The sequence below is a fragment of the Stutzerimonas kirkiae genome (assembly GCF_004327335.1).
GTDB lineage: Bacteria > Pseudomonadota > Gammaproteobacteria > Pseudomonadales > Pseudomonadaceae > Stutzerimonas > Stutzerimonas kirkiae.
The window spans coordinates 17,033-30,710 of sequence record NZ_QJUO01000030.1; the positions used below are offsets into that span (position 1 = coordinate 17,033).

Genomic DNA, 13,678 nt, shown 5'->3' on the forward strand with positions numbered 1-13,678 from the left:
TCCGCAAGTGGTACAAACATGTTGAAAGGCATGGTTCTCAGAACGGTCGTCCACCGCCGAGACTGATGCGTTGCAAGCGCCGCTGCTGGTCTTCCGGGAAACCGTTGCGGGCGTGCAACGTGGCCTGGTTGTCCCACCAGAGGATATCGCCCACCCGCCAATGGTGCGTATAGGTCAGCTCCGGCCGCGCCAGGTGCTCGCGCAGGCGGGCGATCAGCGCCGCGCCGCGCGCGGGATCGTAGCCGGGGATTTCCACTTCGGTGTGCGCACTGAGGAACAGCAGGCGCCGCCCGCTCTCGGGATGAGTGCGCACCAGCGGGTGCTCGCTACCCTGCACTGGCTCGATATCCGGTGTGCGGTAGCGATGGAAGGCGCCGCCATAGCCGCCGTTCTGGCGGATACGCACGAAGGGGTTGTAGGTGATCAGTCGTAGCCCGTCGATTTCCTCGCGCGTGGCCGCATCGAGACTGTCATAGGCCAGTGCCAGATTGGTGAACAGGGTTTCCCCGCCACTGCCGGGCACTTGCAGCGCCTGCAGGAAGGAGCTGGCCGAGGGCGCCGGCGTCCACTGGTGGTCGATATGCGCCGCCAGCGGCGCATTGCCCAGTTCGCCATCCTCGGAATTGGCCACCTTGACGATCTCCGGCGCCTTGCCGTCGGCCCCCGAGGACAGCACCGGCACGTCCACCGGCGGCTGGAACACCGGGCCGAACAGCGTCACGAAGTCCAGGTACTGGCGATCCGTCGGCGACTGCCCACGGAACAGCAGGACATGGTGCTCACGCAGCCCCTGGCGCAGCGCCAGCACCTGCTGCGGCGACGGCGGCTGGCGCAGGTCCAGCCCATGCACCTCGGCGCCCAGCGGCGCATCCAGGGCGGTGATACGGAATTCATCGGCCACGACAGTGGCCCTTGCGGTCTGGCTCATGGAAAGGCTCCGGGTTCATTGATGACGCAGGGTCTGGCTGCGGCGGCCGTCGACGGCCACCGGCACTTCTCCCGCGAGGGTCACGCGGCGGACCACGCGGGGCTGGTCGCCGTAGTCGTCGACGGCGTAATGCTGGGTGGCGCGGTTGTCCCAGATCGCCACGTCGCCGGCCTGCCAGCGCCAGCGCACGCTGTTTTCCAGGCGGGTGACGTAGCCTTGCAACAGCTCGAACAGCGCTTGCGAGTCGCGCTTCGACAGCCCCTTGAAGCGTTTGACGAAATGCCCCAGCAACAGGCTGCGCTCGCCGCTGAGCGGGTGCACCCGTACCACCGGGTGTTCGGTTTCATAGACCGAGGCGACGAATACCTTGCGGAATTCGGCCAGGCGCGCGGGATCGACATTGGGCTTGTACCCGGCGTAGTCGTATTCGTTGCTGTGGATGGCCCAGAGGCTGTCGGCCAGTTCGCGCAATTCCGCCGGCAGGTCGGTATAGGCCGTGGCGGCGTTGGCCCAGACAGTGTCGCCGCCGGCGGCGGGCGCCACCACGCTGCGCAGGATGGAGGCCTTGGGGTAGGCGTCGACGAAGGTCACGTCGGTGTGCCAGGAGTTGGCGCGGCGCTCGCCGTCCAGCTCCAGCAGGTAGCGGGTGCCCTCGCGCACCGGTACGGTGGGGTGTGCCACCGGCTCGCCGAGCAGCTTGGCGAACGCCTCCTGGCCCTGGTCGTCGAGCTGCGACTGGCCACGGAAGAACACCACCTTGTAGTCCAGCAGCGCCTGCTGGATGGCCTCGACGGTGGCGGCGTCGAGCTGGCCGGACAGGCGCACGCCACGGACTTCGGCACCGATGCGTCCGGAGATGGGATGGATGTCCAGCAGCGCGGGCTGAACCGGAGAAGCGACAGCGGATTCGCTCATGGCAGTTTCCTTACAGGTTTCAGAAGTCGTAGCGCAGGGTCAGGCCGGCGCTGCGCGGTGCGCCCACCGAGGCGGTGTAGGCACCGTTGCTCCAGGCAAAGCTGGTCAGGTAGTAGTCCTCGTCGGTGGCGTTCTTCAGCCACAGCGAGACATCCGCCTGGCCCTTGCCGAGATCGGCACGTACGCCGGCGGAGAGATTGAGCAGGCCGTAGCCGTCGATGCGCGACAGCTCGGAGTTGTCCAGGGTGCCGACCGCCCTGGAGCGGTACGAATAGCCCAGGCCCAGGTAGGGCTGCAGCCCGTTGTCGAGTTGCCACTGGTACTGCCCGTTGAAGTTGCCGATCCATTTCGAGGCGCCGACCACCCGCTCGCCGCTCAGGTCACAACTGGCCGGGGCATTGGGTTGCAGGCTGATCTCGCTGGGGCACGGCGCGTCCTTGAACGACAGGTAGGTGACATCGTTGTAGGAGCCGTTGAAGTTCAGCACCAGCCCCCGCAGCGGCAGCCAGGAGGCTTCGAACTCCAGCCCGCGCGAACGCACGCTGCCGGCATTGGCCAGCACCTGGGCCACTGTCAGCGAGCCGGGCACCTGGGCCAGGGTAGTGGCCTGGTAGCCGTGGATGCCGGTCCAGAACAGGTTGGCATTGAGTTGCAGGCGCCGCTCCAGCAGGCTGCTCTTGAAGCCCAGCTCGGCGTCGTTGGCGCGTTCCGGGCCGACCACCAGCGAGTCGCTGCCCAGCCCCGCCACCGGGGCGCTCAGGTTGATGCCGCCGGATTTCTCGCCATGGGCCAGGCTGGCATAGCCGAGCAGGTCGTCGCTGAAGCGATAGCTGAGGCTGAGCAGGCCGGAAGGCGATACGTTGTGCAGGCCGAACTCGCCGGTGTCCAGGGCGCCCATCTGGCGTTGCCGGATCGCTTCCTGGCCGGCCGGCAGGCTGGCGCCGCCGAACGGGGCGAAGCGATGCAGGCGCGCACGTTTTTCCTCGTAGGTGCCACGCACGCCGGCGCTCAGGTCCAGCCGCTCGCCGAGGTGCCAGGTGCCCTGGGCGAACAGCGCCAGGCTGTCGGTCTCGATCTTGCCGTTGGTCTGGCTGCGCACGTCGTTGAAGATGCCGGTGGGGCTGCCCAGCACGAACAGGTCGGCGGCCGGGCCGTACTGGGTCACCGTCTTGTTGCCGAGGTTCTGGCGGAAGGCATAGGCGCCGAGCACGTAGTCGAAGACGCCGCCGCTGGGCGAGGCCAGGCGGATCTCCTGGGAGAACTGGCGGTCATGCACTTCCACGCCGGAATGGATGACCGCCGGAACCTCGGTCAGGTCGGCATCGTTGCGCGGGATGAAGTGCCAGTAGCGGTAGCCGGTCACCGAGGTCAGGGTATGGCCGCTGCCCAGGGTCCAGTTGGCCTCCAGCGAAGTACCACCCTGCCAGACGTTGACCGACTGCTCGCTGTCGATATTCACCTCGCGCTTGCCGATGTCGTACTGGGACTGGGCGCCGATCAGCGCGGCGCGCTCACGGAAGCGCTCGGACACGCCATACAGTGCCCACACGCCGTTGCCGGAATCTTCCTGGTTGTAGTCGGCGATCCAGCGCAGGCTGAAATCCTCATGCGGCTGGAACAGCAACTGCCCGCGCACGCCCTCGCGCTCGCCGCCGATGAAGGTGCGGCTGTCGTGGCGGTTGTCGATATAGCCGTCCTCGCGGGTGCGGTAGGCCGACAGGCGGCCGGCCAGGGTCTCGCTCAACGGCCCGGAAACCGAGCCCTTGGCCTGGAAGTGGCCATAGTCCCCGCCGCTGATTTCCAGGCTGCGCTCCGGCGTGAAGGTCGGCTTGCGCGTGCTGATATTGAGCACCCCGGCCGTGGTGTTCTTGCCGAACAGGGTGCCCTGCGGCCCCCGCAACAGTTCGAGCTGCTCGACATCCAGCAGGTCGAACACCGCCATGCCGGGGCGCCCCAGGTAGATATTGTCCAGGTAGATGCCGGCGCTGCCCTCCAGGCCATCGCTGGCCGGGTTGTTGCCGATACCGCGCACCGCGAAGCTGGACTGGCGCGCATGGATATAGGCGACGTTGACGCTGGGCAGCACCTGCTGCAGGTCCTGCACCTTGTACAGCCGCTGTCGCTCCAGGGTGGCGCCGTCGAGCACGGTGATCGGCGTCGGCACGTCCTGGGCGTTTTCCTCGCGGCGACGGGCGGTGACCGTGACTTTCGCCAGGGTCGGGTCCGCCTCGGCGCTTTGGGTGTTTTCGGCGGTGCGCCTGGCGCTGCCGGCCTCATCGGCCAGCAACCCGCCGGGGCTGGCCAGCAATAGCAGGGCGGCCAGGACCGGGCGTTGCTGGCGGCGGACATGTGCGGCGATGGCGTCCGCCAAGCGGGTGAAACGATTTTGCACGAAGACGGGCATACAAGGCTCCTCATCAGGGTCGGCAGGCCGGCATCCCCCGGCCCCGCAGCGACGGCAATGGCAGTGTTCCGCCCGTTTCCGGACGAATATTCTTATTCAATTTAGTTATTGACGACATATACATTCGCCATTGACGGAATAAGAGCCTCCATTTAAAACGAGGCCTTCGATGCTTACAAATACCCTCCCGCTATATTTCGAATGCCCGGAGAGCATCCATGGACCTGCGCCAGCTCCGCTATTTCCTGGCCCTCAACGAACACCGCAGCTTCGTCCGTGGTGCCGAGGCCACAGGCATCACCCAGCCGGCCTTCAGCCGCGCCATCCGTGGCCTGGAGGAGGAACTGGGGTGCCTGCTGGTGGATCGCGGCGACAAGGAACTGCGCCCCACGCCCGAGGGCAAGGTGGTGCTGCAGCACGCCCTGGCGCTGGTGCGGGGGGCGAACAACCTGACCCAGGAAATCGGCCGGATGACCAAGCTCGACGCTGGCGAGCTGCGCTTCGGCTGCGGCCCGGCGCCGGCCGCACGCCTGGTGCCGGATGGCCTGCGCCTGTTCATGCAGCGCTACCCGCGCATCCACACACGCCTCGAAGTGAACAACTGGGAGCACCTCAGCCGTAGCCTGGCGCGCGAGGAGATCGAGTTCTTCATCGCCGACACCCGCCAGTTCGAGGCCGAGCCGAACTTCCAGACGCAGCCGTTGCAACCGCGTCCGGGGCTGTTCTACTGCCGCCCGGGGCATCCACTGCTGGCGAAGGAAAGCCTGTCCACCAACGACCTGTTCGACTACCCGCTGGTGGGCTCGCGCCTGCCCTCCGGGGTACGCAAGGCGCTGGCCAACCTGAGCGGCAGGACCGATCTCGAATTGCACCTGGAATGCGACCACCCACAGATCCTGCGGGAAGTGGTCTGCGGCAGTGACGCGATCGGCCTCAGCAGCCTCGAAGCGCTGCGCCAGCCCCTGCAACAAGGCGAGGTGGTGCGCCTGCAGCCACGCAACCTGCCAGCAGGGCTCGACAATTTCCACGCCTGCTGCGGCATCGTCACCCGCACCGGCTTCCGCCTCTCCCCCGCCGCCCGGGCGATGATCGAACTGCTGCGGCGGATGGATCGCGGCCTGCTGCCGCACAGCGCCGCCGCCTGACGCCATACGCCAGGGCGCCGCACGGGGCGGCGTACGGCTCGCTATGGTGGCGTGGCCTGGCCCAGCCGCCCGCGCAGGATCTCGATCATCCGCTCGGCCACCGGCGAGAGGTAGGCGCCGGAACGGACGATCAGCCCGACCTCGCGGCGCAGATCGAGCTGCCCGGGCGCCAGGTCCAGCACGCGCATGCCCTCGAGCATCCTCGACTGCAGGGTTTCCTCGGTGGCGATGCAAAGGATGCGTGTCCCGGCGATCAACTGGAACAGGGTCGGCGTGCCGAAGTCCACTTCCACCCGCGCCTGCGGCAGCGGCAGCCCCTGCAGGCGGAAGGCCCTTTCCACGTATTGGCGGATCGAGAAGCGCGGCCCCGGCAACAGCCATTGCGCGCTGCAGATATCCGCCAGCTTCAATTGCCGCCGCTGCAACAACGGGTGCTCGGCATCGGCGACGACCAGCAGGCGGTCGTCGAACAGGCGCCGACCGTCGGTCCCATCCATCCCGGTTTCCGGCAGGGGCGCCAGTAGCAGGTCCAGTTCACCGGCCAGCAGGCTGTCCAGCAGTTCCAGGGCGAAGCGCTTGACCAGGCGCAGTTGCGCCTTCGGCCGCTCGCGGATCAGCCGCCGGCAGGCGTCGAGGATCGCTTCCTCCGGCATGGTCGGCGAATAGCCCAGGCGCAGCAGGCCCTGTTGCCCCGAGTCGAGTTCGTGCATCTCCAGCAGGGCATCCTGGTATTCCAGGCAGATGCGCCGCGCCCGCTCGATGAAACGCTGGCCAGCCTCGCTGGGCCGCATGCCACGGGAGGTACGCTCGAACAGGCGGGCGCCGACCTGCTGCTCGACACGCTGGATGGCCTTGCTCAGGGCCGGCTGGCTGATGCCAGGGCCTCCACCGCGCGGCCGAGGCCGCCCTGGTCGGCGACCTCGAGGAGGTATTGCAGGTCGCGGGTATCCATCAAAGTCATTCCTGATAGTGATGACTTCATTACAAAGGCATTCCATGATCAACCTGCTGCTGGCCGAACCGGCCCTCGCCCATGCCGACCTGGGCAGCCTCAAGGGGCTGGCCTACGGTGCCGCGCCCATGGCGCCGCAACGCATCCGCGAAGCCTGGGAGCGCTTCGAGCCGATCCTCACGCAGGGCTATGGCACCAGCGAATCGACCTCCGGGGTGACCGGCCTGTCGGTGCAGGACCATGCCCTGGCGCTGGCGCAACGCCCCGAACGGCTGGCCTCCTGTGGCCGGCCCCTGGGCGAGAGCGAAGTGCGGGTGGTCGACGAACAGGGCCGGGAAGTCAGTGGCGATGCCATCGGCGAGCAGGCTGAGCATGACCCCGTCGGCCCGGGTGGCGAGTGTATCGGCCGGCGTCATGCCCGATCAGTGGGCGAAAGCGCTGGAGAGCAGCCCGAGATCCACCACCAGCGCAGGCGCCAGCGCGCCCTCAGCGACCCGCGCGGAGCGCGTGGCCAGCCAGTCGTCCACGTCGAAGCCCTTGCGGATCAGCCGCTGCTCGGCGGCGAAGGTCACGCCCTGCTGCAGGCGTTCGAGAAAGCCCTGGTCCAGCCGGGGATCGAAGATCGTCGCGAAATCCCGGTCGCGCAGGTCCAGCTCCAGCAACTCGGGCGGGTAGCTGGCCAACCCTGCCACCAACTGGATATAGGCTTCCTTGTTGCGCGCCTGGCGCAACCAGTCGCTGGCCTTGCGCTGCTCGCTCAACAACCGCTGGATCAGGTGCGGGTAACGGTCGACGAACGCCCCATTGCCGACCAGTACCCCCTGCAGGGCGCCGGCGCCACCCAGGGCCTGGGTGCTCAAGGGCAGGTCGGCCAGGCCGCGCAATTGCAACGCCAGCAGGTTGGTGCCACCCCAGGCCGCATCGATCTGGCCAGCGGCCAGGGCGGCGGTCGAGGCGTTGTAATCCAGGTTGACCGCTTTCAGGTCACGCTCGCTCAGGCCTCGGCTGGCCAGCGCCTGGGCGAACGACAACTGGCTGGCGGTGCCGCGGAACACCGCGACACGCTTGCCGCGCAGGGCCTCGAGGGAGTCGATCGGCGAGCCCTTGGGTACGCCCAGGTAATGCTGGACGTTACGCGCCGAGGCACTCAGCAGGCGCGTGTCGAGGCCACTGGCCTTGCCGATGATCGCGGCGAAATCGCCCAGGTAGGCCAGGTCCACCTGGCCATTGGCGAAAGCTTCGTTGATCACCGGGCCGGCGCCCTTGAAGAACAGCCAGCGAACCTTGATGCCCTCGGCGGCGAATGCCTCCTCGAAGATACGCTGGCTACGCAACACATCGACCACACCGCCGCCGCTATGCTGGCTGCCGGCGCTCAGGTCGGGCACGGCGATACGGATTTCCTCGGGCCAGGTCTCGCTGGCTTGTGCACTGGCATAGACACCCAGCCCCAGAGCGGCGGGCAGGATCTTTTCAAGCAGGAATCGGGAGATGCTCTTCATGATGGGCTCCGTGGCGATGACGAAAGCGTCCTTCCGGGAACATCACCATAGGCCAGGGATTTAGATATAAATAAATAATATTAAATTATTTTTTTAAATCACCTTGATATAAGAGAATCCACAGCGCCCGTCGCAGGGGAGCATGCAGCGACGGCATCGAAAATATTCGGAAAATGCATTGGCTGCCAGGCATCGCCCTTCCTTTTAATGCCCGACTTATCACGCAAAAGAATTTAATTTCATTTTTATATATCCATAAAAACTCTTCCCCTTTTCACCGGAAAACCTGCGATGTCCACCGCCCAGACCACATCCCTGCCCACACCGCACGGCGCCGCGCTCTGGCTGCCGAGGGTGCTGCCCTGGCTGCTGCCGCTGGGGCTGTTCAGCCTGTGGTCGCTGGCCAGCCGCTTCGGCTGGATGAGCGAACAGATCCTGCCCGCGCCTTCGCTGGTCTGGCAGACCCTGCTGGAGTTCGGCAGCGGCGAGCTCTGGGAGCACCTGGGCATCAGCCTGCAGCGCCTGGGCTGGGGGCTGTTGGGCGGCGTCGGCAGCGGCATCCTGCTGGGCGCCCTGCTCGGCGCCAGCCCACGCGCCGAGCGCCTGATCTGGCCGACCTTCGCCAGCCTCGCACAGGTGCCGACGCTGGCCTGGATCCCGCTGTTCATGCTGTTCTTCGGCATCGGCGAAGCCCTGAAGCTGGTGGTGCTGGTCAAGGCCATCATCGTCCCCATCACCGTGCATACCCTGGTCGGCGTACGCGATGCCCAACCGCGCCTGCGCGAAGCCGCCGCGGTACTGCGATTGCCGCTGCACCTGCGTATCTGGCGCCTGACCATCCCGGCGGCGCTGCCTTCGTTCATGGCCGGGCTGCGCCTGGCCCTGGCCACCGGCTGGTCGTCACTGCTGGCGGTGGAGCTGCTGGCCTCCAGCGAAGGCATCGGCTACCTGATGGTCTGGGGCCGGCAACTGTTCATGCTGGATATCGTCTTCGTCTGCATCCTGGTCATCGGCCTGATCGGCATCGGCATGGACAAGGGCATCGCCGTCCTCGACCGCCGCCTGATCCACTGGCCGCACCCGCCCACCGCCGAGTTCCGCCGGGGCGCCGCGGCCAGCGGCTGGCAGCGCCTGCAATCGCTGTTGCTACCGCTGGCCCTGCTGGCGCTCTGGCAACTGGCCTGCGAGCGGCAGTGGGTCGATGCCAATATCCTCGCCACGCCGCTGGCCGTGTTGCAGGCCACCTGGCAGGGGCTGCTGGACGCCACCCTGCTCGACGCCATGCTGCGCAGCCTCGGCCGCGCCGTCGGCGGGCTGTTGCTCGGCGGCGGGCTGGGCATCCTGCTCGGCCTGCTGCTCGGCCTGTGGCGGCCCGCCGAACACCTGTTCGGCCCGACCTTCAGCGTACTGCGACATGTGGCGATCTTCGCCTGGGTACCGTTGCTCACCGCCTGGTTCGGCCTGGGCGAGCCGGCCAAGATCGTCTTCGTCTCGCTGGCGACCTTCTTCCCGCTGCTCATCGCCACCCAGCGCGGCATCGCCAACCTGTCGCCGCAGCTCGACGAAGCCGCCCGCGTGCTGCGCCTGAGCCCAATGCTGCGACTGCGCAAACTGATCCTGCCGGGCGCCGCCCCGGCGATCTTCGCCGGCCTGCGCCTGGCGCTGATCTTCGCCTGGCTCGGCACCATCGGCGCCGAGTACTTCATGCCGTCCAACGGTGGCATCGGCAGCCTGATGATCAGCGCCCAGCAACTCTTCCGCATGGACCAGGTAATGGCCGGCATGCTGCTGGTGGGCCTCACCGGCGCCCTGCTCAATGCCCTCGGACAACAGCTCGAAACGCGCGCCACGCGCTGGAGACACGCATGAACAGCTTCACCCCACCGCTGCCGATCGTCAGCTTCTCCGGCATCGGCAAACGCTTCGCCGTGGCCGGCGGCGAGCTGGAGGCCATCCGCGCATTCGACCTGGACATCGCCGACGGCGAATCCATCGCCCTGCTCGGCTCCAGCGGTTGCGGCAAGTCCACCCTGCTGCGCCTGCTGATCGGCCTGGACACCGAGTTCGACGGCGAGATACGCATCGACGGCAAGGCCGTGCGCGGCATCGGCAGCGAGCGCGGCATCGTCTTCCAGGAGCACCGGCTGTTCCCCTGGCTGACCGTCGAGCAGAACATCGACCTCGGCCAGGTCAACGAAAAACTCACCAGCGCGGAACGCACGCGGCGCATCGAACAATTGATCCAACTGGTCGGCCTGGACGGCTTCCAGCACGCCTACCCGCACCAGCTTTCCGGTGGCATGGCGCAACGGGTGGCGATCGCCCGTGGCCTGGTCGCCAGCCCGCGCATCCTGCTGCTGGACGAGCCCTTCGGCGCGCTGGACGCGCTGACCCGCCAGCAGATGCAGGAAGAACTGCTGGCCATCCGCGCCCGCGCCGGCATCACCAGCCTGCTGGTCACCCATGATGTCGAGGAAGCCATCTTCGTCGCCGACCGCGTGGTGGTCATGGCGCCGCGCCCCGGCCGCATCAAGCGGATCGTATCCATCGACCTGCCGCACCCGCGCAACCGCAACGGCTACGAATTCAACCGCCTGCGCGAGGAACTGCTGTTCGAACTGACCGGCGACGGCGACTACCAGGCGCCGCCGCCGCGCATCGAAAACCTGCCGTTGGACCGGTTGGCGTATTGAAAGCATGTCTTTCAACGTCGCTGTCCCGCCGCTTTCTCGTAGCCTGGGTTGAGCGCAGCGATACCCAGGGCATGCACTCGATGGGTATCGCTGCGCTCAACCCATCCTACGAACTGGAAGCCAAGCAGCCTCCCGCTTCTAGCCTCTAGCCTACGACTGCTCCTTCCATGCATAGCCGCGCCGCCAGTTCGCCCAGGGTCTGCAACGCCTGGTCGACGCTGGCGCTCCAGGGAATCCCGCAATTCAGGCGGATGCAATGGTTGAACTGTTCGGTGTTGCTGAAGATCAGCCCCGGGGCGATGCTGATGCCCCGCTCCAGCGCCCAGGCATGCAGGATCTTGGTATTGACCCTGGCCGGCAGGCTGACCCATAGGATGAAGTTGCCCTTGGGCCGGGTCATCTGCGTGCCGTCGGGGAAATAGCGCTGCACCGCCAGTTGATAGGCCGAGATATTGCTGCAGTATTCCTGGCGGATATAGCGCAGGTGGCGGTCGTAGCCGCCATTCTCCAGGTAGGCCGCCACCCCCAGTTGCGTCACGCTGCACGCCGAGTAGGTGCTGAAGGTCTGCAAGCGCTGCAACGCATCGTGGTAACGCCCGGCGATCACCCAGCCGATGCGCACGCCCGGCGACAGGGTCTTGGAAAAACTGGAGCAATAGAGCACGCGGTCATTGCGGTCCTGTGACTTGAGCGCCTTGAACACACCCTGCTCGAACACCAGCTCACCGTAGATATCGTCCTCGATGACGCGGAAATCGAAACGCTCGGCGACCTCCAGCAACTGCTTCTGGCGGCTGTCGCTCATGGCGCCACCCAGCGGGTTGCTCAGCCGCGCGGTCATCACCAGGGTCTTGATCGGCCACTGGGCGGCGGCCAGTTGCAGTGCCTCGACGCTGATGCCGGTGTCCGGGTCGCTGGGAATCTCGATGACCTTCAGCCCCAGCAGGTCGGCCAGTTGCAGCAGGCCGTAGTAGCTCGGCGACTCAACGGCGATCAGGTCACCCGGCCCGGTCAGCACCCGCAGCGCCATCTGCAGCGCATCGACACAGCCATGGGTGATGATCACCTCGCCGGGATCGACCACCACGCCGGCATCGCGCATGCGAATCGCCACCTGCCGGCGCAAGGGCTCGTAGCCGGGGCTGAACACATAGCTGAAGGCCCGGGCGCTCTGGAAACGGGTGACCCGCGACAGGTACTGGCGCAATGCGCGGATCGGCAGGTAATCGGCATGCGGTACGGCAGCTCCCAGCGGAATCACACCCTCGCGCCGCGACTCGCTGAGCACCTGGGCGATGATGCTGCTGCGTGTGACCAGTTGCGGCCGCTCCACCTGGGCGATATCCGGTGTAGGCGCGGTCAACGCCGGCGTCTGGTGCACATAGAAACCCGACTGCGGGCGCGCGCGGATCATGCCCTGGTCTTCCAGGTTGGCGTAGGCCTGCAGCACCGTCGCATGGCTGACATTCAGCCGCTGGCTCATCTTGCGCACCGAGGGCACACGCTCTCCCGGCCGGTAGACGCCACGGCGAATATCCTCGGCCAACTGCCGGGCTATGCGTTGGTAGAGCAACAGATTGGTCATGACGCGAGTTCCCAGGCAACTGAACCGTAACAGTAGCCTATCTCGCCACGAATTGACCGGTACAGTTTGCGTCGAACAGATGGATATACCACCACCAGCCAGGGCATCGTGCTACACCGGCGAGACGCTTAGAAAAAGGCGCTGGAGGCTGGAAAGCCGGACGAAAAGCATCAGCTCCCCGCTGTTTCGTTCGGCCTCCGGTTGCAGGGCGCACCGAGGTTATCCGCCGCGGTGCCGCCGGTGCGCACCGCGCAGCCGACACGGAACGAGCGTGTCAGCGCAGCGGCGCCAGCCGTCCCTGCTCGTCCGAGAAGAGAATTTCCACCCGGCGATTCTGCGCCCGGCCACGCGCCGAGGCATTCTCCGCCAGCGGATACAGGTGCCCGTAACCGACCACGTCGATACGCGAAGCCTCGACCCCCAGGCTGACCAGCAGGTCGGCGACCACCTGCGCGCGCGCCCGGGAAAGTCGCTGGTTATCCTCTTCATCGCCACGATTGTCGGTATAACCCTCGATCCGTACCGAGCGCGCCGGATTCAATTGCAGGAACTGCACGAGCTTGAGCAGGGTGCGATTGGCCGCCGGGCTCAACTCGGTGGAGTTCGCCGGGAACAACACATCGCCCAGGGTCATCAGCAGGCCGCGATCGGTCTCGGTGGCCGCCAGGCTGATCAACTGCTCCTGCTGATCCTGCCTGGGCACGGCCACCCTGGCACCCTGCAGCGCCAGTTGCATGCGCTCGCGCTGGCGCTGCAACTGCCGCTCACGCTCGCGGCCTTGCGCCAGCTCGGCATGCTCACGGGCGATCTGGCTATAGCGCTGGCTCAGGTAACTGTAGTGCCGGACATCCTCGCCACTGCCGAGGTAGCCCTGGAAACGCTGCGCCCGCTCCAGGGTTTCAGCAGCCCGCAAGACATCCTTCGGCGCCTCGCGCATGATCGCCTGATCGTCCTGCAACGCACGGTAGGCCGCCTCCGCCTCTGCCAGCGCACGCGTCTGTTCTTCCGTGGCACATCCCGCCAGGCCCAGCGCCAGCAATGGCGCCAGCATCGATATTTTCATTGCAGGGCCCCCACCTGTTTGCGCAACTGCTCGATCTGCCGCTCCAGCTCGGCCTGCTGGGCCCTGTTCTTTTCATTGAGCACCCGCGCCTCGGCCAGGCGTGCATCCAGTTCGGCCTGCTCGGCCAGGATGCGCGCCTGCCGGTAACGCTGGTGCACCATCTCGGCATGGGCCAGGCCGAGCTTCTGCTGCGCCAGTCTCAACTCGGGCGCATCCTCACTGGCGCCGCCAACCGCACGCGCCTGCACGATCACCTGCTCGCTCAAGCGCAATTGCTCGGTGGGCAGCGGATCACGGGCACAGCCATACAGCAGCGCCAATGGCACGAGCGCCAGGGGAAACAAGGCATGGCAGCCAGTCTTTCTCATAAAATCGCGATCCTCGAAGAAACGCCGGCGCCACAGCCACCGGCAAAGGCCTCTCACAGAAGCGGGCAGGCCGCGAAGCACTCGAGGCTCGAAGGCCCGGCGCGGCCAAGGCCGCTCCTACCT

The 13,678-nt window shown here is 66.6% G+C and carries 10 protein-coding genes and 3 pseudogenes; 4 read left to right on the forward strand and 9 right to left on the reverse strand.

All coding sequences use genetic code 11. The features are described 5' to 3' along the window. Positions 1-37 precede the first annotated feature (37 nt). The 3 genes from DNJ95_RS15095 to DNJ95_RS15105 are packed head-to-tail and all read right to left on the reverse strand — an operon-like array spanning position 38 to position 4,247. Entirely contained in the window at positions 38-928 is an 891-nt protein-coding gene (locus DNJ95_RS15095; protein ID WP_131185559.1) for a TauD/TfdA dioxygenase family protein, read from the reverse strand. A 15-nt stretch (positions 929-943) separates the two neighbouring features. Continuing rightward, positions 944-1,843 carry a TauD/TfdA dioxygenase family protein gene (locus DNJ95_RS15100; protein WP_131185560.1) on the reverse strand — a complete coding sequence of 300 codons (900 nt, stop codon included), beginning with the start codon at positions 1,841-1,843 and terminating at the stop codon, positions 944-946. Between the two features lie 19 nt (positions 1,844-1,862). Next, positions 1,863-4,247: a TonB-dependent receptor gene (locus DNJ95_RS15105; RefSeq protein ID WP_131185561.1), complete on the reverse strand. Its 2,385-nt coding sequence runs from the start codon at positions 4,245-4,247 to the stop codon at positions 1,863-1,865. 218 nt (positions 4,248-4,465) lie between these two features. On the opposite strand from DNJ95_RS15105, the gene DNJ95_RS15110 reads away from it, so the two are divergent. Further along, entirely contained in the window at positions 4,466-5,392 is a 927-nt protein-coding gene (locus DNJ95_RS15110) for a LysR family transcriptional regulator (RefSeq protein ID WP_131185562.1), read from the forward strand. 41 nt (positions 5,393-5,433) lie between these two features. On the opposite strand, the gene DNJ95_RS15115 is transcribed toward DNJ95_RS15110, so the two are convergent. Further along, a complete protein-coding gene (locus DNJ95_RS15115; protein WP_242671922.1) occupies positions 5,434-6,183 on the reverse strand; it encodes a LysR substrate-binding domain-containing protein in 750 nt (249 codons plus the stop codon). Between the two features lie 27 nt (positions 6,184-6,210). Beyond that, a pseudogene (locus DNJ95_RS19825) lies at positions 6,211-6,267 on the reverse strand (hypothetical protein); the annotation flags it as partial. A gap of 121 nt (positions 6,268-6,388) precedes the next feature. Between DNJ95_RS19825 and DNJ95_RS19830 the strand changes: the two are divergent. After that, positions 6,389-6,646, forward strand: a pseudogene (locus DNJ95_RS19830) (AMP-binding protein); the annotation flags it as partial. A 120-nt stretch (positions 6,647-6,766) separates the two neighbouring features. Here the strand turns inward: DNJ95_RS19830 and DNJ95_RS15125 are convergent. Further along, on the reverse strand, positions 6,767-7,846 hold the full coding sequence (locus tag DNJ95_RS15125) for an ABC transporter substrate-binding protein (protein WP_131185563.1): 1,080 nt from the start codon (positions 7,844-7,846) through the stop codon (positions 6,767-6,769). 351 nt (positions 7,847-8,197) lie between these two features. Between DNJ95_RS15125 and DNJ95_RS15130 the strand changes: the two are divergent. Both DNJ95_RS15130 and DNJ95_RS15135 read left to right on the forward strand, forming a co-directional pair. Beyond that, positions 8,198-9,715 (forward strand): annotated as a pseudogene (locus DNJ95_RS15130) (ABC transporter permease); the annotation flags it as partial. Beyond that, positions 9,712-10,539: an ABC transporter ATP-binding protein gene (locus tag DNJ95_RS15135; RefSeq protein ID WP_131185565.1), complete on the forward strand. Its 828-nt coding sequence runs from the start codon at positions 9,712-9,714 to the stop codon at positions 10,537-10,539. The pseudogene DNJ95_RS15130 and the gene DNJ95_RS15135, both read left to right, overlap by 4 nt. 145 nt (positions 10,540-10,684) lie before the next feature. Here DNJ95_RS15135 and DNJ95_RS15140 read toward each other — a convergent pair whose 3' ends face one another. The 3 genes from DNJ95_RS15140 to DNJ95_RS15150 all read right to left on the reverse strand — a co-directional run bounded on the left by DNJ95_RS15140 (position 10,685) and on the right by DNJ95_RS15150 (position 13,555). Further along, positions 10,685-12,124, reverse strand: coding sequence for an aminotransferase-like domain-containing protein (locus DNJ95_RS15140; protein WP_131185566.1), 1,440 nt, complete (start codon positions 12,122-12,124; stop codon positions 10,685-10,687). A 274-nt stretch (positions 12,125-12,398) separates the two neighbouring features. After that, positions 12,399-13,187 carry an OmpA family protein gene (locus tag DNJ95_RS15145; protein ID WP_131185567.1) on the reverse strand — a complete coding sequence of 263 codons (789 nt, stop codon included), beginning with the start codon at positions 13,185-13,187 and terminating at the stop codon, positions 12,399-12,401. Then, positions 13,184-13,555, reverse strand: coding sequence for a DUF4398 domain-containing protein (locus DNJ95_RS15150; protein WP_131185568.1), 372 nt, complete (start codon positions 13,553-13,555; stop codon positions 13,184-13,186). Before DNJ95_RS15150 ends, DNJ95_RS15145 begins: the two co-directional genes overlap by 4 nt. Positions 13,556-13,678 lie beyond the last annotated feature (123 nt).